Genomic DNA, 21,614 nt, shown 5'->3' on the forward strand with positions numbered 1-21,614 from the left:
AAGCTGGTCGAGCCGCCGCACCGGTCGAACAGGGGACGGGATCACGATGACCCACCGGCCACGTACACCGAACACCGCGCTCGCCACGCTCATGCGGCAGGCGGGAACGGGCAACAGTCAGCTCGCCCGGGCCGTGAACCGGGTCGGCGCCGAGGCCGGGCTCCGGCTCGCCTATGACGCGTCGGCGATCTCCCACTGGCTGACCGGGACACGCCCCCGGGCCGAGGTGCGGGAGGTCGTTCGGGAGGTGCTCTCCCGCCGGCTCGGGCGGCCGGTGACACCTGAGGAGACCGGGTTCGGGCCACATGCCGGGCAGGCGGCCGGCCGAGGCGTCCTGCCCGATCTGATGACGATCGGCAGGTCCGACATGGATCCCTCACGTCGTGGTGTGCTGGCCGCCGGTCTCTACTCGCTGGCCCTCACGCTGCCGGAGTTCGACGAGAGCCCGGAGCGGATCGCCCGTGCCGCCGCGGGCCGGACCGTGCGTGTCGGCAGGGGCGAGGTCCAGACCGTCCGGACGATGACCGACCGGATCGCCGGAATCCTCGACGAGCTGGGGGCCGCCCATGCCCGTCCGATGGCGGCGGCGTTCCTGGTGAACTCGGTGGGGCCGTGGCTCCAGGCATCCGGCACGACCGAGGTGAAGGCCGAACTGCTGTCGGCCGCCGCCGATCTCACCTATCTCACCGGCTGGATGGCGATGTACGAGACCGCCCACGGACCCGGCCAGAGCTATTACGTCCAGGCCCTCAAGCTCGCCCGGGAGGCCCAGGACCACGTGACGTACTGCCGCACGCTGCGCGGCATGGCGCTCCAGGCGTCCAACCTCGGCTACGGCCCGAAGGCCCTCGAACTCGCCGACTCGGCCGCCGAGGCCGCTCCCGTCGCCGGCCCCAGGCTGCGGGCCTTCCTCTCGGGCCAACAGGCACACGGCGCCGCCATGGTGAAGGACCGACGCCAGGCCTTCGCACGTCTCACCGAGACCGAGACGGCGCTGGCCCGGGCCGACGGGCGCAACGACTCCATCGGCGGCTACGACCAGGCCGCGTACCACTTCCACGTCTCACACGTGCTGTACGAACTCGGCGACCTCCCGGGCTCCATCAAGGAACTCCGGCTCTCCGACCGGGCCCGCCCCGCCAACGAGAAGCAGGGCCGCGTCCACGGCAACGGCCTGCTCGCCCGCCGCCAGATGGAACTCGGGCACATCGAGGCCGCCTGCGCGACCTGGGACACCTTCCTGGACGACTACGTCACGCTCAGCTCCGTCCGGGGCGACGAGCACTTCCGAGCGCTGAACGCGACCCTCCCGGCACATGCCACCAACGGCACGGTGCACCGACTCCGGGAGCGCACCCGCGAGGTCGCACGGCAGAAGGCCGCGTGAGGCACCACTCACGGCGGGCGGGGCAGGTCCGTGCCATGCGCCGTGCCCGGCCGGGCACGGGGCGCGGCCGGGCACGGCTGGGCCGGGTTCAGCCCAGCGGGAGGGACTTGAAGGCCCGGGCCTGCTCGGTGATGGCGCGTTCGGTGGGCAGCCGCTCCATCGAGGAAGCGCCGAAGAACCCGGCGATCCCCGTGGTGTGCTCCAGCACGTAGCGGGCATCCTCGGGTTCGGCGATCGGACCGCCGTGGCAGAGCACGATGATCTCCGGGTTGACCCGCTTCGCGGCGTCGTGCATCTCCTGCACGGCCGCCGCCGCCTGGTCGAGGGTGAGCGCGGTGGCCGCGCCGATGGAGCCCTTGGTGGTGAGCCCGACGTGCGGGACGAGCACGTCCGCGCCGGCCCGGGCCATGTCGGCAGCCTGCCCCGGGTCGAACACGTAGGGGGCGGTGAGCAGTTCGCGCTCGTGGGCCTGGCGGATCATGTCGACCTCCAGCCCGAAGCCCATCCCGGTCTCCTCCAGGTTCGCCCGGAACGTGCCGTCGATCAGTCCGACCGTGGGGAAGTTCTGCACCCCGGTGAAGCCGACGGCCTTCAGCTGGTCCAGGAAGTTGCCCATGATCCGGAACGGGTCGGTGCCGCACACCCCTGCGAGCACCGGCACCTCGCGGACCACCGGCAGCACCTCCCCCGCCATCTCCAGCACGATGGCGTTGGCGTCGCCGTACGGCATCAGGCCCGCCAGCGAGCCCCGGCCGGCCATCCGGTAGCGGCCCGAGTTGTAGATGATCAGCAGGTCGACGCCGCCGGCCTCCGCGCACTTGGCGGACAGGCCGGTGCCGGCGCCGGCTCCGATGACCGGCCGGCCGGCGGTGATCTGCGCGGTCAGGCGGGCCAGGGCTTCGGTGCGGTTCACGGGTGGACTCCTCTTGCGGTGGGGCGGTGCGGTGGTGACGCGTCGTCAGTTGTTCGCCGACGGGCGGTCCTGCGCGGTGATCAGCTGGTGCAGCCGGTCGGCGGCCGCGACGGCGAAGGCCGGGTCGTTCAGATGGGCGTCCAACTCGCGCAGCTCGACCCGGCCGCCCGCCAGCGCCGAGCGCAGCGCCGCCAGGCCGGCCCGGTCGGCGGCCGGGTCGTGGAAGGGCCCGCCGGGCGCGTCCACGGCGGACACGCCGCCGAGCGGCCAGAGCACCGTCACCGGGCCGCGCGACGCGTTGAGCTTCCGGCCGAGGTCGGCGCCGACGGCGGCCAGTTCCTCGGCGGTGGTGCGCATCAGGGTGACGGTGGGGTTGTGGACCAGCAGCCGGCGCTCGGCGAAGCGCTCCGGAACCGTCTCCCGGGGGCCGAAGTTGACCATGTCCAGCGCGCCCGGCGCGACCACCTGCGGGAGGCCGGCCCGACCGGCCGCGGTCAGCCGGTCCGGCCCGGCGCTGAGCACACCGCCGACCAGTTCGTCGGCGAGTTCGGTGGTGGTCAGGTCCAGGACGCCTGCCAGGAAGCCGCCCGCGGCCAGCTTCTCCAGGGCCCGGCCGCCGGCCCCGGTGGCGTGGAACACCAGGACCTCGTAGCCGAGTTCGTCCAGGCGTTCGCGGGCGGCGTCGACCGCGGGCGTGGTCACGCCGAACATGCTGGCGCCGACCAGCGGGCGGCCCGGCGGGCGCGGGGCGGCGAGCAGCCGCTCGTACCGGACGGCCATGCCCCCGACGGCGGCCACCGCGTTGCCGAGGATCAGGGAGGACACCGAGTTGATGCCCGCGACGTCCACCACGCTGTACATCAGGGTGACGTCGCTGCTGCCCACGTACGGTGCCACGTCCCCGCCCGCCATGGTGGACACCAGCAGCTTGGGCACCCCGACGGGCAGCGCCCGCATCGCGCGGGCCGCGATGGACGACCCGCCGCTGCCCGCCACCGCCAGGACGGCGTGCAGCCGGCCCGACCGGTACAGCTCACCGACCAGCCGCTCGGTGCCCTGGGCCATCGCCGTCACCGCGGCCCCGCGGTCGCCCGCGGAGCGCAGCGCCGCCAGGTCGTGGCCGGCGGCGCGGGCGACCTCCTCCGGGCCGATGTCGGCGGCCGGGGTGCCGGCCGGCGCCGGCAGCACGCCCGCGTCGACCACGACCACCTCGCAGCCGTCCGCCCGCAGCCGCTCGGCGAGCCACGCGTACTCCGCGCCCTTGGTGTCCAGTGTCCCGACCAGCACGACGGTCGCCATGTCCCTGCTCCTTCGAACGGACGATTCCCCGATCATCCGGCGGGGCCGGGCCGGCGGCAAAGACCACTTGCGGGCAAGTGGCCTGCCGTGCGTCCGACCGGGCCCACGGCACCGCCCCGCCGTCCCGTCGCACCACCGGTCGCCCGCGCCGGCCGCACCGCCGCACTCCACCGCCCTGCCGGGCCCGCACCCCCGCCGGGGCATCATGGACGGCATGGACCGGATCCCCGCCACCCGCCTGTCACGCCTGCTCACCGGCTGGGCCGCCGACGGTCCGGGCCCGCTGCCGCAGCTGCTCGCGGACGCGCTGCGCGAGCTGGCCGAGCGCGGGGACGTGGCGCCGGGCAGCACCCTGCCCTCCCAGCGGGAGCTCGCCGCGTCCCTCGGTGTCAGCCGCTCCACCGTCACCTCCGCGTACGGGCTCCTGGAGGCGCAGGGGCGTCTGGAGAGCCGGCACGGCAGCGGCTCGCGGCTGCGTGCCTCGGGACCGGTCGGCGGACCCGTCGGCGAGGGGCGGCTGGCCAGCTTCGGCACCCGGGAGGGCGTCGTCGACCTCTCCAGCGGCGCTCTGGAGGGCCTGCCCACCGTCGCGGACGCCCTCGACTCGCTGTCCGGCCGGGACCTCGCCGCCGCGCTCGACGGCGACGGCTACCTGCCGTACGGGCTGCCGCAGCTGCGCGAGTTGCTGGCGGAGCAGTACCGCGCGGCCGGCCTGCCGACGTCGCCGGACCAGATCCTGGTGACGGCCGGCTCCCAGCAGGCGCTCTGGCTCGTCACCCAGGGCCTGGTGGAGCCGGGCGACACGGTGGTCGTCGAGGACCCGACCTACCGGGGCGCGCTGGAGGCACTGCGCGCCCGGGGTGCGCGGCTGCTGCCGCTCCCCCCCGTACGGCCCGGGCGCCGGCACGGGCGACGGCCACGGACCCGCCGCCCTGGCCCGGCTGGCCGGCCGGCTCCGACCGCGCCTGGTGTACCTCCAGCCGACCGTGCACAACCCGACCGGGCGCGCCATGAGCGGGCGCACCCGGCAGGACTGGGCCGCCGTCCTCGCCGAGCACGGCCTGTACACCGTCGAGGACGACGCGTACGCGGAGCTGCTCCTGCCCGGGGCCGTCGCGCCGCCCCCGCTGGCCGCGCAGCTGCCGGACAGCCGGACCGCGACCATCGGCACCCTCTCCAAGCTGTACTGGGGCGGCCTGCGGCTGGGCTGGATCCGCGCCTCCCGCACGGTGATCCACCGGCTGGCCGAGCTGCGCAAGTCCGTCGACCTGTCCTGTCCGGTGGTGGAGCAACTGCTCGCGGTGCGGCTGCTCCGGTCGCTGCCCGAGGCCCGGGCCCGGCGCCGCGCGCAGCTGCGCGAGCGCCTCGCCGCGGCCGAGCGGCTGCTCACCGAGCAGGCTCCGCACTGGCGTTGGGAACGGCCGGCCGGCGGCTCCGCGCTCTGGGTCGAACTGCCCGGCACCGATGCCGGGGCGACCGCCCAACTGGCCCGCCGGGCCGGCGTCCTGGTCGTCCCGGGGCCCGCCTTCTCCGCCGTCGACGGGTTCCGCAGCCACCTGCGGCTGCCGTTCGCCGACCGGCACGACCGCCTGGCCACCGCCCTGCCCGTCCTGCTGCGCAGCGCGGAACGCGCCGGCCCGGCCCGCTGAGCCGCCGTACCCGCCGAACGGTCCGACCCGCGGGTACGGCGGCTCAGCGGCGGATGGCCTGGCGGGTGCGGCGGGCGAGGCGGTGGGCGCGCTGGACGGCGACGAAGCCGCTCATCGAACCGGCCAGGGTGAGGCGGTACTTGAGGCGGAGCTGGGGGTTCAGGGTGGCCACGTGCTCGGGGCCGATGGCCCGGAGGAGGCGGCTGACGTGCTGCTGGTAGGCGGCGCGGTAGGCGTGGTCGCCGTCGGGGACGGTCCAGAAGAACATCGGGATCTCCTCGACCAGGCAGTTGCGGTCGTAGGCGCGCAGGTGTTCGGCGAAGACGGGCTCGGGGCGGGCGAGCAGCCACTCGCGGACGAGTTCCATCGAGCGGACCCGGTCGACCAGGCCGCGCGGGTCGGTCTTCTTCTGGGTGATGGACAGGTTGCCGTCCTCGCGGACGCGCCAGTGGTAGACCGGCTCGGCGAGCACGTCGACCCGGTCGGCGAGGAAGTGGTGGGGCACGCTGACCGGGGCGTCCTCGTACAGGATGCCCTCGGGGTACAGCACGCCGGCCGTGTCGAAGAAGGAGCGCCGGTAGACCTTGTTCCAGGCGGTCCGGTCGGTGACGAGGGCGGGCAGTTCGCTGACGTGGGTGCGCAGCCTGGTCTCGCGGAACGGGCGGCGGTGGGCGTGCGAGGGACTGAGGCCGGTGGTGCGCAGGCGCAGGGCGTTGCCGGCGGCGAAGTCGGAGCCGGTCTCGTCCAGGGTGTCGATCATCAGCTGGTAGGCGTGCGGCGGCAGGGTGTCGTCACTGTCGACGAAGGCCAGGTACTCGGTGCCGGGGGTGAGGTGGCGCCAGCCGGTGTTGCGGGCGGCGCCCAGGCCCTGGTTCTCCTGGCGGACCAGCCGGAAGCGCGGGTCCCGCCCGGCGTACGCCTCGGCGACGGCCGGGCCGTCGTCGGTCGAGCCGTCGTCGACCATGACGCACTCGAAGTCCCCGAAGGTCTGCGCCGCGATCGAGTCCAGACACTCCCCGAGGTAGCGCTCGACGTTGTAGACCGGGACGACGAGGGAGAGACGCGGGGCCATCGGGCGCCCTTTCGCTCAGCGGCGGCAGCAGCGGATCGGGCCGGGAGGCCGTTGCCGGCCGATCACCGGCAGTGGTCCGAGCGAGCGTAGGGAGCGCACGCGACCGGCAGGCGAACGGCGGATGGCGTCCGGCCTGCGGCGGAGTGTAGCAGCCGCCTCCACTGTCAACTCCCGTTACAGGAACACCCGTTAGGGGCGGGCCCCGGACCGCTCGACCGGTCCGGGGCCCGCCGTCACCCGATGCGGGTCAGGCGCCCTTGACGGCCGCGAAGCGGGCCGACACGTCCTGCCAGTTGACGACGTCCCACAGGCGGGTGACGTAGTCCGGGCGGACGTTGCGGTACTGGAGGTAGTAGGCGTGCTCCCAGGCGTCGAAGGCCAGCAGCGGGGTGGCGTTCTGGCCGACGTTGCCGTGGTGGTCGTAGACCTGCTCGACGATCAGGCGCTGACCGAGCGGCTCCCAGGACAGGATGCCCCAGCCGGAGCCCTGCACGCCGGTGGTGGCGGTGGTGAGCTGCTTCTTGAAGGCCTCGAAGCTGCCGAAGTGCTCGGTGATGGCGTCGGCCAGCTCGCCCTCGGGGCGGTCGCCGCCCTCGGGCGAGAGGTTCTGCCAGAACAGCGAGTGCAGCACGTGACCCGACAGGTGGAACGCGTAGGTCTTCTGCAGGCCGACCAGGCCGCCGAACTGCTCCTTGTCGCGCGCCTCGGCGAGCTGGTCCAGGGTGTCGTTGGCGCCCTTGACGTACGCGGCGTGGTGCTTCGAGTGGTGCAGCTCCAGGATCTCGGCCGACATCGCCCGCTCCAGCGCGGAGTAGTCGTACGGCAGGTCGGGAAGCGTGTAGGTGCCCATCAGGACACGGCCCCTTTCGGCGGGTTGAACGGTGGTGATCGTGCCGGGTCAACACTATTGCGTATCAGTTGCAGGAACGAAGCATGGGCTCCTGCTTATTCCTCACGTCTCGTCGTGCACAATGGTCACCGTTCCGTGTAATGAGTGACAAGGGTGAGTGACTGTGACAGGGTCGCCGGTGGTACTGGGCATCGAGTCCTCCTGCGACGAGACCGGCGCAGGCCTGGTGCGCGACGGCGTGCTGCTCGGGCAGGCGGTGGCCTCCTCGATGGACGAGCACGCCCGGTTCGGCGGGGTGGTACCCGAGATCGCCGCCCGGGCGCACCTGCACGCGATGGCGCCGGTGGTCCAGGAGGCCCTGGACCGGGCCGGGCTGACCCTCGGCGACATCGGCGCGGTCGCGGTGACCACGGGCCCGGGGCTGGCCGGGGCGCTCCAGGTCGGCGTGGCCGCGGCCAAGGGCTACGCCTTCTCACTCGGCGTCCCGCTGTACGGCGTGCACCACCTCGCCGGGCACGTCGCCGCCGCCACCCTGGACGGCGGGCCGCTGCCGGACCCGTGCGTGGTGCTGATCGTCTCCGGCGGCCACACCTCACTGCTGCTGGTCCGTGACCTGGCCCGCGACCCGGTCGTCCACCTCGGCGACACCCTGGACGACGCGGCCGGCGAGTGCTTCGACAAGGTCGCCCGGATCCTGGGGCTCCCCTACCCGGGCGGCCCGGCGATCGACCGCGCCGCGCGCGAGGGCGACCCGACGGCCGTCCGGCTGCCGCGCCCGCTGACCGGGCCGCGGGACGACCCCTACGCGTTCTCCTTCTCCGGCCTGAAGACCGCCGCCGCCCGCTGGGTCGAGGCCCAGCGCGAGCCCCATGTGCCGGACGCGGCGGCCGCGTTGCAGGAGGCGATCGCCGACGTGCTGACCCGCAAGGCGGTGCGGGCCTGCCGGGACCACGGGATCGGCACCCTGGTGGTGGTCGGCGGGGTCGCGGCCAACTCCCGGGTGCGCGCGCTGGCCGAGCAGCGCTGCGCGGCGGCCGGGATCGCGCTGCGGGTGCCGCCGCTGCGGCTGTGCACCGACAACGGCGCGATGGTGGCGGCGGTCGGCGACCTGCTGGTCCGCTCGGGCGCGCGGCCGGCCCCGGCGGACCTGTCGGTGGACCCGTCGGCGCCGCTGGAGTTCGCGGCGCTCACTCCCCGTCCGCTCGTGCGGACCTGACAACGTTTCGGTCTCGCCGACCGGCAATCCGTTCCCGGGGCTTCCCTCCGCGTTCTCCGTTGTGCCATTTTACATGTCACACAGCAAGGCCCGTGCGCCCCACGCAGCGCGGCCACCCCCACCCTCAACGGCCCCGGAGGCCCCCACAGATGCGTCCCTCCTCGATAGCGAAGGACAGCGCGCGCAGACTCCCTGCGCTCGGCACCGCCCTCCTCCTCTCGCTCGGCCTGTTCGCACCGGCGGCACAGGCCGCCGGCGCCACCACCACCGCACCGGCCGGGCAGCCGGCCGCCTCGGCCGGAAAGGCCGCGCCGCGCACCATCCCGGTGCCCAAGTCCCCCGACACCCCCGAGGACGCCCGCCCGCTCGCCTCGGACCCGCAGGCCAAGGCCACCGCCCCGACGGCGGGCAGCACCGTCGGCGCCGCCCCGGCAGCGCGGCAGCTCGCGGCCGCCTGCGACGTCTCCGCGTTCACCGGCAAGTCCGGTGCCGCGCTGGTCCAGCAGGTCAAGTCCGCCGGGCTCGACTGCGTCAACACGCTCTTCAAGCTCACCGGCAACGACGCCAAGGGCGCCTTCAACGAGGCCCAGATGGTCACCGTCGCCAACGCCCTGCGCGACGTCTCCGCCACCTACCCGGGCGACAACTCCACCTCAGCCGGGCAGCTGGTGCTCTTCCTGCGCGCCGGCTACTACGTGCAGTGGTACAACGCGGACGCCGTGGGTCCGTACGGCGACAGCCTGAAGGCCGCCATCCGCGGCGCGCTGGACGCCTTCTACGCCGCCCCGCACAGCAAGGACGCCACCGACGCCAACGGCGCCACCCTCTCCGAGGCCGTCACCCTGATCGACAGCGCCGCGGAGAACGCCCGCTACACCGGCGTCGTCAAGCGGCTGCTGAACGACTACACCGGCAGCTGGCCCGCCGCGATGACCAGCGCCGTCGCCAACACCGAGACCGTCATCGAGCGCGGCTTCGACCTGCCGGAGTTCGTCTCCGCCCTCCAGGCCGACCCGTCCTTCGCCACCACCGTGTCGTCCTTCGTCACCCGCAACAGCGGCCTGATCGACGGCGGCGACGTGGTCACCAAGATCGGCATCCAGCTGGGCAACTTCGTCGCGAACGACGCGCTGCGCGCCCAGGGCCGGCCGATCCTCAAGGACCTGATCAACCGCTACCCGCTGGTCGGCAACACCGGTCCGCTCACCATGAACCTGCTCTGGTTCACGGAGAAGAAGGACGCCGGCAACTGCTCCTACTACGGCACCTGTGACGTGCCCGCCAAGCTCGTCCCGCAGGTGCTCACCGTCGACCACACCTGCAACCCCAACCTGCGCATCCGCGCGCAGGAGATGACCGCGCAGCAGCTCGCCGACACCTGCACCAGCCTGGTCAACCAGGACGCCTACTTCCACAAGATCGTCAAGGACGGCGGCCCGGTCCCGAACGACAACAACACCAACCTCGAGGTCGTCGCCTTCGACGACTACTACAACTACAGCCTGTACGCCTGGGAGATGTACAAGATCGAGGTCGACAACGGCGGCATGTACGAGGAGGGCAACCCGGCCACGGTCGGCAACCAGGCCCGCTTCATCGCCCACGAGGCCTCCTGGCTGCGCCCCGAGTTCCAGATCTGGAACCTCAACCACGAGTACACCCACTACCTCGACGGCCGCTACGACATGTACGGCGACTTCGAGGCCGGCATGACCACCCCGACCATCTGGTGGGTCGAGGGCCTCGCCGAGTACGTCTCCTACGGCTACCGCAAGGAGCACTACGACGCCGCGGTCGCCCAGGCCGCCAAGGGCACCTACAGCCTGAGCACCCTGTTCGACACCACGTACGACAACGCGGACTCCACCCGCGTCTACAACTGGGGCTACCTGGCCGTCCGCTACATGCTCCAGTCGCATCCCCAGGACGTCGACGCGCTGCTCGCCAAGTACCGCGCCGGTGACTGGAACGGCGCCCGCACCCTGCTGAAGACCACCATCGGCACCAAGTACGACGCCGACTTCGCCGCCTGGCTCAAGGAGTGCGGCGCCGACAACTGCGGCTCGCTGCCCACCGAGCAGCCCAAGGCCCCGCTGTGCACCGCCGCCGACGCCCGGCAGTTCGACAAGGACTGCCGCCGCGACAACGTCGCCGCCACCACCGGGAACTACAGCTACAGCTACCTGAACCTGCCGGCCGGTGTGAAGCAGCTGACCATCACCACCAGCGGGGGCACCGGCAACGCCGACCTCTACTACAACGCCGGCTCCTGGGCCACCACCGGCTCCTACACGGCCAAGTCCACCACCGGCGGCAACGGTGAGACCCTGACCATCACCAACCCGCCGGCCGGTTACGTCTTCTTCAGTCTCCACGCCCAGCAGGGCTTCGGCGGCGTGACCGTCACCACGACCTACAACTGACCGACCGTGCGGTGCGCGCCGCACGCACGGCGCGCACCGCACGCACCGAAGGGCCCCGCGGCTTCGCGGGGCTCTTCCGCGTTCCCCGCCAGGGCCCCGGCGGGACTCCGCCGGGACATTCCACGGGTTATAACGATTCGACCACCGAATAGACCGTTAACATCGCGCAGAGATCGCATACTTTTCTGCCGAAGGGGTGTCCGGGCGGCGAAGTTTCGATTAGTGTCCATGAACAGATCAACCCGTTCGGCTTCCGGCGACGGAATGCCGAATACCTCTGACGGCTCGGGTGCGGCGGTGCCGCCACATCCGCGATCCCAGGAATGGAGATTAATCATGAAGATGATCAAGTCGCTCGTCAGGAAGTTCAAGAAGGACGAGGACCTCGCGAACCACGCGTGGGTGCTGCACGTCATCTGACGTGGTCAGCCGTCGGCGGGGGCCCGGGTCGGCCGGCACCCCGCCGGCGCCGCGGCACGTTCGGAATCACTCCGCGGGCCGCTCCGGATTCGCTCCCGGGCCGCTCCGGAACGCCTGTCCCGGCCATTTCGAAATGGAGGCTCGATTACCGTGGAAGAAATGGCGACGGCGACCACCCGAAGCCGTTCCGTCGTGTACGCCCCGAGAATTCGGGAACTGCTGGACAGAGACGAGAAGGTGTTCCGGATCGACCCGTCCAAGGTCGGTGTCTCGGACTCCCGGCTGATGGCCGAAGTCGTCGCGGCACGCCCCGTTCTTTCCACCGAACGCTCGGTCTACAAACCCGCCGCCGGCGCCGACATCCCCCACGACAGCGCGACCAGGACCATCCGCGCCCTGGGACAGGACGCCATGGCGGGCGTCCGGAAGCCCCCGCCCCCGGCACGCGGGCTGTCCGGCCCCTGGCCCTACGCGGGCACCTCCTACCTGCGCCGCTGGCTGTTCGCCGCCGACCCGCTGCCGGTCTCCCTGCTGTCGAAGCGCGGCATCACCCGCTCCGACACCCTCTCCCGTCTCGTCGACCGCACCGTCACCGTCTGGCCCGGCTCCGCCGGCCACGAGGGCCGCACCGAACTGGCCACACTGATCCGCGGCGCCGACGACCCGCTGGAGCGCCGGCAGGCCGTCGCGATGTACCGGCGGGCGACGGCCACCCTCTGCGACGGAGTGGCCGCGCTGACCGGCAACGCCCTGTGGCTGCTGGGCCCCGGGCGGGCCCGGCCGGAGGACCGCGCGAACCTCACCACCGTCCTCTGGGAGACCCTGCGGCTGCTCCCGCCCGCCTGGATGCTGTACCGCAACGGCGGCGAGGCGTACACCGGCCTGCATCCCGAGATCCGGCCCGGGGACGACGTCGCGCTCTTCCCGCTGCTGATGCACCGCCACCCCGACTACTGGCCGGACCCGCTGGACTTCCGCCCCGAGCGCTGGGACGGCGTCGCGGACCCGGAGAAGACGCCCGCGTTCATGCCCTTCGGCTTCGACGGCGCCCGCTGCTGGGCCAAGCACCTCATCGTGCCGCTGGCCGAGCGCCTGCTGGCCGTCGCCCTGGACAACCGCCTGACCGTCCACAGCCCGCAGCAGCAGGCCCACGTGCCGCTGCGCTCCCTGCTCTCCGTACGGTTCGAGGCGCGGGTCGGAGCCTGACCCGCCGGGCGCCGTCCGCCGAGCACCGAGCACCCCGGAACACCCCTGACACCACGGGACACACCATGGAATCGCCCACGCTCGCCGCCTGGGTCGGCGACGTCGAGAGCTTCACCGGCCGCCGGTGGCAACGCGAACCCGCGCTCTACACCCCGGAGGCGCTCGCCCCGCCCTTCGACCTCGACGAGCTGGACGCCGCCTTCGACAGCGGACTGCTGCGCACCCCGTACCTGGAGATGGTCCGCTCCGACAAGGTCACCATCCCGTCCGGGGCCTTCACCGCCTCCCGCGTGGTCAACGGCACGGCGCACCACGGCTTCGCCGACCGCGCGAAGGTGCTCGCCCTGCTGCGCCGCGGGTCGACGCTGCTGCTGCGCTGCGTCGACCAGTGGCACCGCCCGACCGGCGAGCTGGTGGCCCGGCTCTCCGAGGAGCTCGACCGGCGGATCGAGGCGTTCTTCTTCGTCACCCCCGCCGGCGGCCAGGGCCTGGCGGTGCACCGCGACGACGCCGACGTGTTCGTCCTCCAGGCCGCCGGACGGAAGACCTGGTACGTCCACGACGCGCCGGCGACGGCGGACTGGCGGCTCGGCGAGCTCCCGGACGACGAGCGCTCCCCGCTGCGTCTGCGCGGCGTCCTCGAACCCGGCGGCGTGCTCTACGTCCCGCGCGGCTTCGCGCACCGCGCGGTCGGCGCCGGGGGCCTGTCCGCCCACCTGTCGCTGACCGTCCGCGACCTCTCCGTCCAGGACCTGCGCACCGCCCTGGAACGCGGGCTGGCCGACGGCCTCGACCTCCCGGCACGCCCGCTCGGCGAGGCCGCGATCGCCGACGCCGGCGCCGCACTGCTCGACCACGCCAGGGCCCGGCTCGACGCCCTCGGCCCCGCCGGCCTCCTGTACGCCGCCCGGGTCCGCCCACCGGTCGCCCCGGCGCCCGCGGAGAGCCTCGCCGAGGCGGCCCGGACCTGGGAGTCCGGTGCGCCCGCCGCCGGGCGCACCGGACTGGCCTCCGTCAGCCGTACCTGGCGCAAGCTGCGCGGCTCCGCCGCCGCCAGGGGCTGACCGCTCAGCCGGCCTCCCGTACGCCCCGGCCAGGGGTGGCGGCCCGGTCCCGGGGTGTGCTCCTCCCCTTGCTCCGGACGACCGTGAGAACGGTGAGCGTCACGGCGCAGAGCACGAGACCGGTCAGCACCGGGTTGACGTACGAGGGGACGATCACGGGGACCGTGCGGCCGTCGGAGCCGACATCGGCCACCCACCCGCGGCGTTCGCTTCCGGAAGCGGCCGGCGGCAGACTACGTGACATGCGATCAGATGATCAGAGGGACGCCTTGCCCGAACCCGGGGTTCCGAACCTCGCCGAGGCCCGCGCGGTCGGTCCCGAGGCGGCGGTGGAGGCCCGCTGGGAGATCCTCGCCCAGAGGTGGGAGGAGGTCCGGCGGGAGGTCGGACACGGCCCGGACAGCGAGAACGCCGGTCTGGTACGGCTGCTGCGGGCCGCCCGCGCCGAGCCCCGGCTGGCCCGGTTCTTCCCCTTCACCAGCCACTACAACCTGTGGTTCAGCCTGGCGACCTCGCCCCCGTACGTGGACGCGGGCATGCCGTACGCCGAACCGCTGTACCCCGGCGGCTACCGCGTCCGCCGCCCGAACGGCGGGGAGGTCGTCGGCACGCCCGCCACCGCGGAGGAGGCGGTCGCCCTGCTGGTCGAGCACCTGCCGCCGGACCTCGGGCCGGTCTTCAACCACCCCGAGGACGGGCCGCGCTGAGCGGCACCGGGGTGGCAGCGGCCGGCGCCGAGGGTCACGATGGAAGCCCGGCCACCGCCGGCCCCGGCCCGATCGGAGCGCCATGAGCGACCAGCACAACGTCGTCCTGCTGACCTTCCCCGACGCCGGTGCCTGGCGCCCGGCGTTCGACGAGGCGCAGCGCCTGCCGGGCCTGCGGATGGTGGCGGCGATGGAGCGCAGCGCCGACGGCCTGCTGGAGGTCAAGGACACCTTCACCCGGGGCGCGGGCATGGCCACCGTCGGATCGGGCGTGCTGGGCGGCCTGATCGGGCTGCTCGGCGGGCCGGTCGGCGTGCTGCTGGGCTTCGCGGCGGGCGCGGCGCTCGGCAACGCGGCCGAGGAGCACCAGGCGGCGGAGGGCGGCGCCGGGCTGATCGTGCTCTCGCCCCGGGTGCCGGACGGCGGCGCGCTGCTCGCCCTGGAGATCAGGGAGTCCGCGCCGGGCCCGGCCGACGAGCTGGCCGCCCGGCACGGGGCCGCGGTCGAGCGGATCGACGCGCACGACTTCACCGAGCGGATCCGGGCGGCCGAGAAGCGGGCGGAGGAGGAGACGGCGGAGCAGACCGCGGGGGAGACCTCGGACGGGGGCCCGTCCGTCCAGGGTTCCTGAGCCCACCCGGAGGGCGGGCGGGTAGCGCACGGCGGGAGCCCGGCGGCGACCGCGGAACGGCGGGAGCCCGGGGGTCGACGCCCCAGGGCTCCCGCCGTCAGCCGCCCGGGATCAGGCGAGGTCGAAGCGGTCCGCGTTCATGACCTTGACCCAGGCCGCGACGAAGTCCTCGACGAACTTCTCCTTGGCGTCGTCGCCCGCGTACACCTCGGCGACGGCCCGCAGTTCGGCGTTCGAACCGAAGACCAGGTCGGCACGGGTGCCGGTCCACCGGACCCGGCCCGAGCCGTCCCGGCCCTCGAAGGTGTGCGCGTCCTCCGAGGTGGCCTTCCAACTGGTGTCCAGGTCCAGCAGGTTGACGAAGTAGTCGTTCGTCAGCACGCCCGGGGTCCCGGTGAGCACGCCGTGCTTCGACTGGCCGTGGTTGGCGCCCAGCACCCGCAGGCCGCCGACCAGCACGGTCAGTTCGGGCGCGCTGACACCCAGCAGGTTGGCCTTGTCGAGCAGCAGGTACTCGGCCGGCAGCCGGTTGCCCTTGCCGACCCAGTTGCGGAAGCCGTCCGCCTTGGGCTCCATGGCGGCGAAGGACTCGGTGTCGGTCAGCTCCTGCGACGCGTCCACCCGGCCGGGCGCGAACGGCACCTCGACGGCCAGGCCGGCCGCCTTGGCGGCCTGCTCGACGCCGACGCCGCCGGCCAGCACCACCAGGTCGGCGAGCGAGACCTGCTTGCCGCCGCCCTGCGCGTTGAACTCCTGCTGCACGCCCTCCAGCGCGCGCAGCACCGAGGCCAGCCGGTCGGGCTCGTTGACCTCCCAGCCGATCTGCGGCTGGAGCCGGATGCGGCCGCCGTTGGCGCCGCCGCGCTTGTCGCTGGAGCGGAACGAGGAGGCCGCCGCCCAGGCGGTGGAGACCAGGTCGGACACCGGGAGGCCGGTGGCGGTGATCCGCCGCTTGAGGTCGGCGACGTCGGCCGCGCCGATCTGCTGGTACGTGGCCTCCGGCAGCGGGTCCTGCCAGAGCAGGTGCTCGCCGGGGACCTCCGGGCCGAGGTAGCGGACGACCGGGCCCATGTCGCGGTGGGTCAGCTTGTACCAGGCGCGGGCGAAGGCGTCGGCGAACTCCTCCGGGTTCTCCAGGAAGCGCCGGGAGATCGGCTCGTAGACCGGGTCGAGGCGCAGCGACAGGTCGGTGGTGAGCATGATCGGCACGTGCCGCTTGGCCGGGTCGTGGGCGTCCGGGACGGTGCCCTCGCCGCCGCCGTCCTTGGGCTTCCACTGGTGCGCGCCGGCCGGGCTCTTGGTGAGCTCCCACTCGTAGCCGAACAGCGTCTCGAAGAAGCTGTTGTCCCAGGTGATCGGGGTGGGTGTCCAGGTGCCCTCCAGACCGCTGGTGATGGCGTCGCCGCCGACACCGGTGCCGAAGGCGCTCTTCCAGCCGAGGCCCTGCTGCTCGATCGGGGCGTCCTCGGGGGCCGGGCCGACGTTGTCGGCGGGGCCGGCGCCGTGGGTCTTGCCGAAGGTGTGGCCGCCGGCGATCAGCGCGACGGTCTCCTCGTCGTTCATCGCCATCCGGTAGAAGGTCTCGCGGATGTCGCGGGCGGCGGCGACCGGGTCCGGGTTGCCGTTCGGGCCCTCGGGGTTGACGTAGATCAGGCCCATCTGGACGGCGGCCAGCGGGCTCTCCAGCTCGCGGTCGCCGGTGTAGCGCTCGTCGCCGAGCCAGGTGGTCTCCGGGCCCCAGTAGACGTCCTCGTCCGGCTCCCACTCGTCGACCCGGCCGCCGCCGAAGCCGAAGGTCCGGAAGCCCATGCCCTCCAGGGCCACGTTCCCGGACAGGACGATCAGGTCGGCCCAGGACAGGGCGCGGCCGTACTTCTTCTTCACCGGCCACAGCAGGCGGCGGGCCTTGTCCAGGCTGGCGTTGTCGGGCCAGCTGTTCAGCGGGGCGAAGCGCTGCTGGCCGCCGCCGGCGCCGCCGCGGCCGTCGCTGACCCGGTAGGTGCCGGCGCTGTGCCAGGCCATCCGGATGATGAAGGGGCCGTAGTAGCCGAAGTCGGCCGGCCACCAGTCCTTCGAGGTGGACAGGGCCTGCTGGATGTCCCGCTTGACGGCCGGGAGGTCCAGGGCCCGGAAGGCCTCGGCGTAGTCGAAGTCCGCACCGAGCGGATTGGCCACGGCGGGGTTCTTCGCGAGGATCTTCAGATTGAGCCGTTCCGGCCACCACTGGCGGTTCCCGCCGCCCTGGGTGGGGTGCGGCGCCCGCCCGTGGTTCACCGGGCAACCTTCCGCGCTCGCCTCTACGCCGGTTGCATCGTGGATGTCAGACATGGGAATCCTTCCCTCACAAGGCGGATCACGGTGTCTTCACTGCTACCTACGGCACCTACTGCTGCTGTCTGGTCCTGGCGCGCCACGTGTTGCCACGCTTGCCGCCGCGTACGGCGGTGACGGGGGTCACGTGCTGCTGCCACCCAGGCTAGCGCCGGAGCCGATCCTACGATGGACGGAATCCAAGTCAAGAAAGACACCAAAGCCATATCCGATCGGGATTCGGAAGGCACCGGATGTGCATTGGTAAACTCCGGTCCACTACTTGACCTGAATAGGTGAACCGATATGAGTGACCTGCTGGAGCGGCTGCGCGGGCGTGGCTGGCGCCTCACCTCCCAGCGGCGTGTCGTGGCCGAGGTCCTGGACGGCGAGCACGTGCACCTGACCGCCGACGAGGTGCACGCCCGGGCGGCCGAGCGCCTGCCGGAGATCTCCCGGGCGACGGTCTACAACACGCTCGGTGAACTGGTCACCCTGGGTGAGGTCATCGAGGTGTCCACCGACGGGCGCGCCAAGCGGTACGACCCGAACGCGCACCGCCCGCACCAGCACCTGATCTGCACCGGTTGCGGCGCGATCCGCGACGTCCACCCGCTCGGCAATCCGCTGGCCGACCTGCCGGACGAGCAGCGCTTCGGGTTCGCGGTGGCCCAGGCGGAGGTCACCTACCGGGGGCTCTGCCCGGACTGCGCGGGCTGATCACGGGCGCCCCGCGCGGCGTGCCCGGCGGGCGCGGCGTGCCCGACGGCTGCACCGATCGGGGGCGGGCATCCCGTAGGGTCGGCCAATGGCGAAGTACTTCGACGTGCATCCGGAATCCCCCCAGCCCCGCACCATCGGCACCGTGGTCGCCGGCCTGCGCGCGGGGGACCTCATCGCGTACCCGACCGACTCCTGTTTCGCCCTGGGCTGTCAGCTGGACAACCGCGACGCCCTCGACCGGATCCGGTCGATCCGGCGTCTCGACGAACGCCACCACTTCACCCTGATGTGCATGGACTTCGCCCAGCTGGGCCAGTTCGTCCACATCGACAACAACGTCTTCCGCGCCGTCAAGGCGGCGACGCCGGGCAGCTACACCTTCGTCCTCCCCGCCACCAAGGAGGTCCCCCGCCGCCTGCTGCACCCGAAGAAGAAGACGGTGGGGGTCCGGATCCCCGACCACGCCGTCACCAGGGCCCTGCTCGCCGAGCTCGGCGAGCCCCTGGTCTCCAGCACGCTGCTCCTCCCCGGTGAGGACGAACCACTGACCCAGGGGTGGGAGATCAAGGAGCGGCTCGACCACGTGCTGGACACCGTGGTGGACTCGGGCGAGTGCGGCACGGTCCCGACGACGGTCGTCGACTTCTCCAGCGGCGAGGCCGAGATCGTCCGTCGCGGGGCCGGCGACCCCGCACGCTTCGAGTGACGGACCGGGTACTGCCGGGCGGCCGCCTCAACCCCACTGGCCTGGAAGCGACTTGAGCCCGTTCCGGAGGTCCGGGACCAGGCGCTGAGGCGCCGGCCCGGCACCGGCGCGAGGCCGGGCCGGGCAGCTCGGCGACGACGCGCCGGTTCAGGGCTGACATCTGGATCCTGGCCAGCTGCGCGCCCATGCAGAAGTGCGGGCCGAAGCCGAAGCTGACGTGGTCGTTCGGCGTACGGGTGATGTCCAGGCGGTCCGGGTCGGAGAAGACCGACTCGTCGCGATTGGCGGAGGCGTGGTACACGACCACCTTGTCCCCGCGGCGAATCGGCTGCCCGCCCAGGGCGACGTCTCGTGTGGCCGTGCGCCGGAACTCCAGTACCGGCGGCCAGAACCGCAGCAGCTCGTCCACCGCCGAGGCGGCCAGGTCCGGCCGTCGGCTCAGCAGGCGGTACTGGTCGGCGTGGGTGAGGAGGGAATACAGTCCGCCGGGCACGCCGTTGCGCAGGGTCTCGTTGCCGGCGACCCCGAAGAGGAAGAACATCGTCTCGAACTCGGCCGCGCTCAGCCCGGCCTCCCGCATCCGGGCCACGATGCTGCCGGGCGGCGGCTGCTCGGCGAGGGCGTGCGCGTAGGCGAACATGTCCGCCAGCGCGGCGCGCGAACGCGGATTGACGGGACGGCCGTCGGGGGTCGTGAGGGCCTGGGGGCGTCGGGCCACCGCCGCCCGTCCCGGCTCGGTGAGCCCCGCCGGGTCCGCGGTGCCGGACCCGGCCGGCCAGCCGCCGACGGCAGGCTCCTCGACCCGGCAGACGGGGGCGGATTCGCGGAGTTTTCGAAAGAGTTCGTACGGAACGCCGCGGGCGTAGGTGTCCGGAAGGAAGATCTGGTTCACGTACGCCTGATCGAGGGCCACGTGGATGGACGGTACGCCAGGGGCGCCGCGATGTCATGGACGGTGAAGAGTTGTTCGAGTTCGGTGGAATGGTCGGTCCGGTCGATTGCCGCCTCGACGGCGAGCCGGAGGGCTGGGCCGGGCAGTCGGCCGGCGAAGGCGTGCCGGGCCGGGCCCTGCCGGGCCAGGACGGCGTTGCGCGGGTGCGGCCCTGCTCCGGGGAGGAGGACGACGTCGTGCGGGCGCTCGGCGGCCGCCGGAATCGCGAGGCGTGCCCGTACTGCTAGGAAATGCGGGCGCGCGGGCGCCGTGGAAGTGGGTAATCTGCACGCGTTCGAAACCTTCGAACGCGTGCTTCTTGTGATGACTTGTGGGGGGAACTCGGTGCGCAATCGCCGACTTGTGGTTCTGGCTGCCCTGGTGGCGGCCGGTGTGGGTGTCACGCCTGGGATCGCCCAGGCTTCGGGGCCCGGTGCGAAGCCTGCCGCGCCCGCGGCCCAAGGCGCGGCCGCGAACGGGACGGACGCGGTGCGCCAGCTCCCGGGCCGGACGTACAGCAGCCCGGCCGAGCGGACGGTGGCCACGGCGAAGCCCGGTGTCCGGGCCGGCCTGGCCGCACCCGCGCAGGGCGCCCAGGGTTCGCAGAGCTCCCAGCACTTCTGGACCAGCCTGGACGCCATGACCTGGGGCGCGCACGAGGTGGACCTCAGGACCTACGTCTCGGTCTACGAGGCGACCACGGTCGACGTCACGATCGCCTGGGGCGACGGCACCACGGACACGTTCTCCGCCGGCTCGTCCGCCTCCACCTCCGTCTCCGACAGCCGCGTGACCAAGCACAACTACGCCGCGGTCGGCTCCTACCAGATCAAGGTCACGGTGAAGGACCCGGCGAGCGGCGGCGAGGCCGTGAACCAGGTCGACTTCGTCACCGGCGGCTCCGAGTTCACCCCGCACGCGCCGACCCGGCTGCTGGACACCCGTTCGGGCCTCGGCGCCGCCCAGGCCAAGGTGCCCGGGCGCGGCACGGTGGCGCTGAAGGTCGCGGGCACCGCCCGGATCCCGGCGAACGTGGCCACCGTGGTCCTCAACGTCACCGCCACCGGCTCCACCGGCTCCGGCCACGTCTCGGTGGCGTCCCAGAAGGACCTCGCCGAGGGCACCGAGACCTCGAACCTGAACTACGCCGCCGGCCAGACCGTGCCGAACCTGGTGACCTCGTACGTCGGCAAGGACGGGTACGTCTACCTGTACAACGCCGGTTGGGAGCCGGTGGACCTGCTCGCGGACGTGACCGGCTACTTCTCGCCCCAGACCGCCAGCGGCTACGGCTCGGTGCCGCAGACCCGCGTCGTGGACACCCGCGAGAGCCTCGGCACGGCCAAGGGCCAGGTCGCCGGGCAGAGCAGCTTCGACGTGGCGGTTGCCGGCCGCAACGGCGTACCCGGCAACGCCACCGCCGTCGCGCTCAACCTGACGGTCACCGGCCCTCAGGAAGCCGGACACCTGATCGCCTACCCGAGCGGTCAGGCGGCGCCGACCACCTCCAGCGTCAACTTCACCGCTGGCCAGACGGTCGCCAACGCGGTGATCGTCCCGGTCGGCCCGGACGGCAAGATCTCCATCCGCAACGGCAGCTGGCGGCCGACCGACGTCGTGATCGACGTCGTCGGCTACTACACCCCGGACAGCCGCTCGGCCTTCGTGTCCGGCTCGGTGTCGCTGCGCCTGGTCGACAGCCGCACGAACCGCTGGGGCCGTCCGGCCGGCCCGCTGCACGGCCGCGACTTCTACGCGATGCGGAACGAGAGCGACACCACCACCCCCAGGGTCGACGGCTGGGTGCTGAACACCACCGTCACCAACACCACCGGCCCGGGCTTCCTGTCGGTCACTCCCGACCCGAACTTCTGGTCCGACTACCAGAACGGCACCCCGGCCGTACCGCAGCGCCCGGTCTCCTCGACGCTCAACTGGACGGCCGGCGCCACCGTCGCGAACATCGCGCAGACCCCCGGTGGCAAGGGCGGCATCGTCGACATCTGGAACCAGGGCTGGCAGGACATCGACTTCATGGTCGACCTGTTCGGCTACTACCAGACGATCTGATCCTTCCCAGGCCCTGAACACGGGGGGGGGGGGGCCC

Annotated in this window: 19 protein-coding genes and 2 pseudogenes; 14 read left to right on the forward strand and 7 right to left on the reverse strand. The window is 72.8% G+C overall.

The window, feature by feature from the left end:
* The first annotated feature begins 46 nt into the window (after positions 1-46).
* Positions 47-1,387 carry a hypothetical protein gene (locus tag ACIQOW_RS35785; RefSeq protein WP_401092031.1) on the forward strand — a complete coding sequence of 447 codons (1,341 nt, stop codon included), beginning with the start codon at positions 47-49 and terminating at the stop codon, positions 1,385-1,387.
* Positions 1,388-1,475: 88 nt separating this feature from the next.
* Here the strand turns inward: ACIQOW_RS35785 and ACIQOW_RS35790 are convergent, their stop codons facing one another.
* Positions 1,476-2,300 (reverse strand): phosphoenolpyruvate hydrolase family protein, encoded by an 825-nt coding sequence (locus ACIQOW_RS35790; protein ID WP_401092032.1) that lies wholly within the window; start codon positions 2,298-2,300, stop codon positions 1,476-1,478.
* 45 nt (positions 2,301-2,345) lie between these two features.
* Positions 2,346-3,599: a Tm-1-like ATP-binding domain-containing protein gene (locus tag ACIQOW_RS35795; RefSeq protein ID WP_401092033.1), complete on the reverse strand. Its 1,254-nt coding sequence runs from the start codon at positions 3,597-3,599 to the stop codon at positions 2,346-2,348.
* Positions 3,600-3,813: 214 nt separating this feature from the next.
* Between ACIQOW_RS35795 and ACIQOW_RS35800 the strand changes: the two are divergent.
* Both ACIQOW_RS35800 and ACIQOW_RS35805 read left to right on the forward strand, forming a co-directional pair.
* Positions 3,814-4,416, forward strand: a pseudogene (locus tag ACIQOW_RS35800) (GntR family transcriptional regulator); the annotation flags it as partial.
* A 151-nt stretch (positions 4,417-4,567) separates the two neighbouring features.
* Entirely contained in the window at positions 4,568-5,248 is a 681-nt protein-coding gene (locus tag ACIQOW_RS35805; RefSeq protein ID WP_401092034.1) for an aminotransferase class I/II-fold pyridoxal phosphate-dependent enzyme, read from the forward strand.
* Positions 5,249-5,291: 43 nt separating this feature from the next.
* Here ACIQOW_RS35805 and ACIQOW_RS35810 read toward each other — a convergent pair whose 3' ends face one another.
* Complete coding sequence (locus ACIQOW_RS35810) at positions 5,292-6,320, reverse strand: glycosyltransferase family 2 protein (RefSeq protein ID WP_401092035.1); 1,029 nt, start codon at positions 6,318-6,320, stop codon at positions 5,292-5,294.
* A gap of 247 nt (positions 6,321-6,567) precedes the next feature.
* Positions 6,568-7,170 carry a superoxide dismutase gene (locus ACIQOW_RS35815; protein WP_401092036.1) on the reverse strand — a complete coding sequence of 201 codons (603 nt, stop codon included), beginning with the start codon at positions 7,168-7,170 and terminating at the stop codon, positions 6,568-6,570.
* 178 nt (positions 7,171-7,348) lie between these two features.
* Between ACIQOW_RS35815 and tsaD the strand changes: the two genes are divergently transcribed.
* From tsaD to ACIQOW_RS35840, 5 genes are all read left to right on the forward strand, one after another.
* The gene (gene tsaD / locus ACIQOW_RS35820) at positions 7,349-8,386 is read left to right on the forward strand and encodes a tRNA (adenosine(37)-N6)-threonylcarbamoyltransferase complex transferase subunit TsaD (RefSeq protein ID WP_401092066.1); all 1,038 of its coding nucleotides are present in this window, start codon (positions 7,349-7,351) and stop codon (positions 8,384-8,386) included.
* Positions 8,387-8,535: 149 nt separating this feature from the next.
* A complete protein-coding gene (locus tag ACIQOW_RS35825) occupies positions 8,536-10,809 on the forward strand; it encodes a M9 family metallopeptidase (RefSeq protein WP_401092037.1) in 2,274 nt (757 codons plus the stop codon).
* A 228-nt stretch (positions 10,810-11,037) separates the two neighbouring features.
* A complete protein-coding gene (locus tag ACIQOW_RS35830) occupies positions 11,038-11,229 on the forward strand; it encodes a hypothetical protein (RefSeq protein WP_401092038.1) in 192 nt (63 codons plus the stop codon).
* Between the two features lie 159 nt (positions 11,230-11,388).
* Entirely contained in the window at positions 11,389-12,435 is a 1,047-nt protein-coding gene (locus ACIQOW_RS35835; protein ID WP_401092039.1) for a cytochrome P450, read from the forward strand.
* A gap of 65 nt (positions 12,436-12,500) precedes the next feature.
* Complete coding sequence (locus tag ACIQOW_RS35840; protein ID WP_401092040.1) at positions 12,501-13,499, forward strand: JmjC domain-containing protein; 999 nt, start codon at positions 12,501-12,503, stop codon at positions 13,497-13,499.
* Positions 13,500-13,503: 4 nt separating this feature from the next.
* On the opposite strand, the gene ACIQOW_RS35845 is transcribed toward ACIQOW_RS35840, so the two are convergent.
* On the reverse strand, positions 13,504-13,743 hold the full coding sequence (locus ACIQOW_RS35845) for a hypothetical protein (RefSeq protein WP_401092041.1): 240 nt from the start codon (positions 13,741-13,743) through the stop codon (positions 13,504-13,506).
* On the opposite strand from ACIQOW_RS35845, the gene ACIQOW_RS35850 reads away from it, so the two are divergent.
* Entirely contained in the window at positions 13,742-14,206 is a 465-nt protein-coding gene (locus tag ACIQOW_RS35850) for a DUF6193 family natural product biosynthesis protein (protein WP_401092042.1), read from the forward strand. The two genes, ACIQOW_RS35845 and ACIQOW_RS35850, sit on opposite strands and share 2 nt — an antisense overlap.
* Before the next feature lie 82 nt (positions 14,207-14,288).
* Positions 14,289-14,837, forward strand: coding sequence for a histidine kinase (locus ACIQOW_RS35855; protein WP_401092043.1), 549 nt, complete (start codon positions 14,289-14,291; stop codon positions 14,835-14,837).
* A gap of 111 nt (positions 14,838-14,948) precedes the next feature.
* Here ACIQOW_RS35855 and katG read toward each other — a convergent pair whose 3' ends face one another.
* Positions 14,949-17,165: a catalase/peroxidase HPI gene (gene katG / locus ACIQOW_RS35860; RefSeq protein WP_401092044.1), complete on the reverse strand. Its 2,217-nt coding sequence runs from the start codon at positions 17,163-17,165 to the stop codon at positions 14,949-14,951.
* A gap of 288 nt (positions 17,166-17,453) precedes the next feature.
* Between katG and ACIQOW_RS35865 the strand changes: the two genes are divergently transcribed.
* The gene (locus ACIQOW_RS35865) at positions 17,454-17,867 is read left to right on the forward strand and encodes a Fur family transcriptional regulator (RefSeq protein WP_401092045.1); all 414 of its coding nucleotides are present in this window, start codon (positions 17,454-17,456) and stop codon (positions 17,865-17,867) included.
* 88 nt (positions 17,868-17,955) lie between these two features.
* A complete protein-coding gene (locus ACIQOW_RS35870; protein ID WP_401092046.1) occupies positions 17,956-18,576 on the forward strand; it encodes an L-threonylcarbamoyladenylate synthase in 621 nt (206 codons plus the stop codon).
* A gap of 208 nt (positions 18,577-18,784) precedes the next feature.
* Here the strand turns inward: ACIQOW_RS35870 and ACIQOW_RS35875 are convergent.
* Positions 18,785-19,216: pseudogene (locus tag ACIQOW_RS35875) on the reverse strand (cytochrome P450); the annotation flags it as partial.
* Between the two features lie 308 nt (positions 19,217-19,524).
* Between ACIQOW_RS35875 and ACIQOW_RS35880 the strand changes: the two are divergent.
* Both ACIQOW_RS35880 and ACIQOW_RS35885 read left to right on the forward strand, forming a co-directional pair.
* A complete protein-coding gene (locus tag ACIQOW_RS35880) occupies positions 19,525-19,755 on the forward strand; it encodes a hypothetical protein (protein ID WP_401092047.1) in 231 nt (76 codons plus the stop codon).
* Between the two features lie 241 nt (positions 19,756-19,996).
* Entirely contained in the window at positions 19,997-21,577 is a 1,581-nt protein-coding gene (locus ACIQOW_RS35885) for a PKD domain-containing protein (protein ID WP_401092048.1), read from the forward strand.
* The last annotated feature ends 37 nt before the right edge of the window (positions 21,578-21,614 follow it).

It is taken from the genome of Kitasatospora sp. NPDC091335, from assembly GCF_044757205.1.
Classification (GTDB): domain Bacteria; phylum Actinomycetota; class Actinomycetes; order Streptomycetales; family Streptomycetaceae; genus Kitasatospora.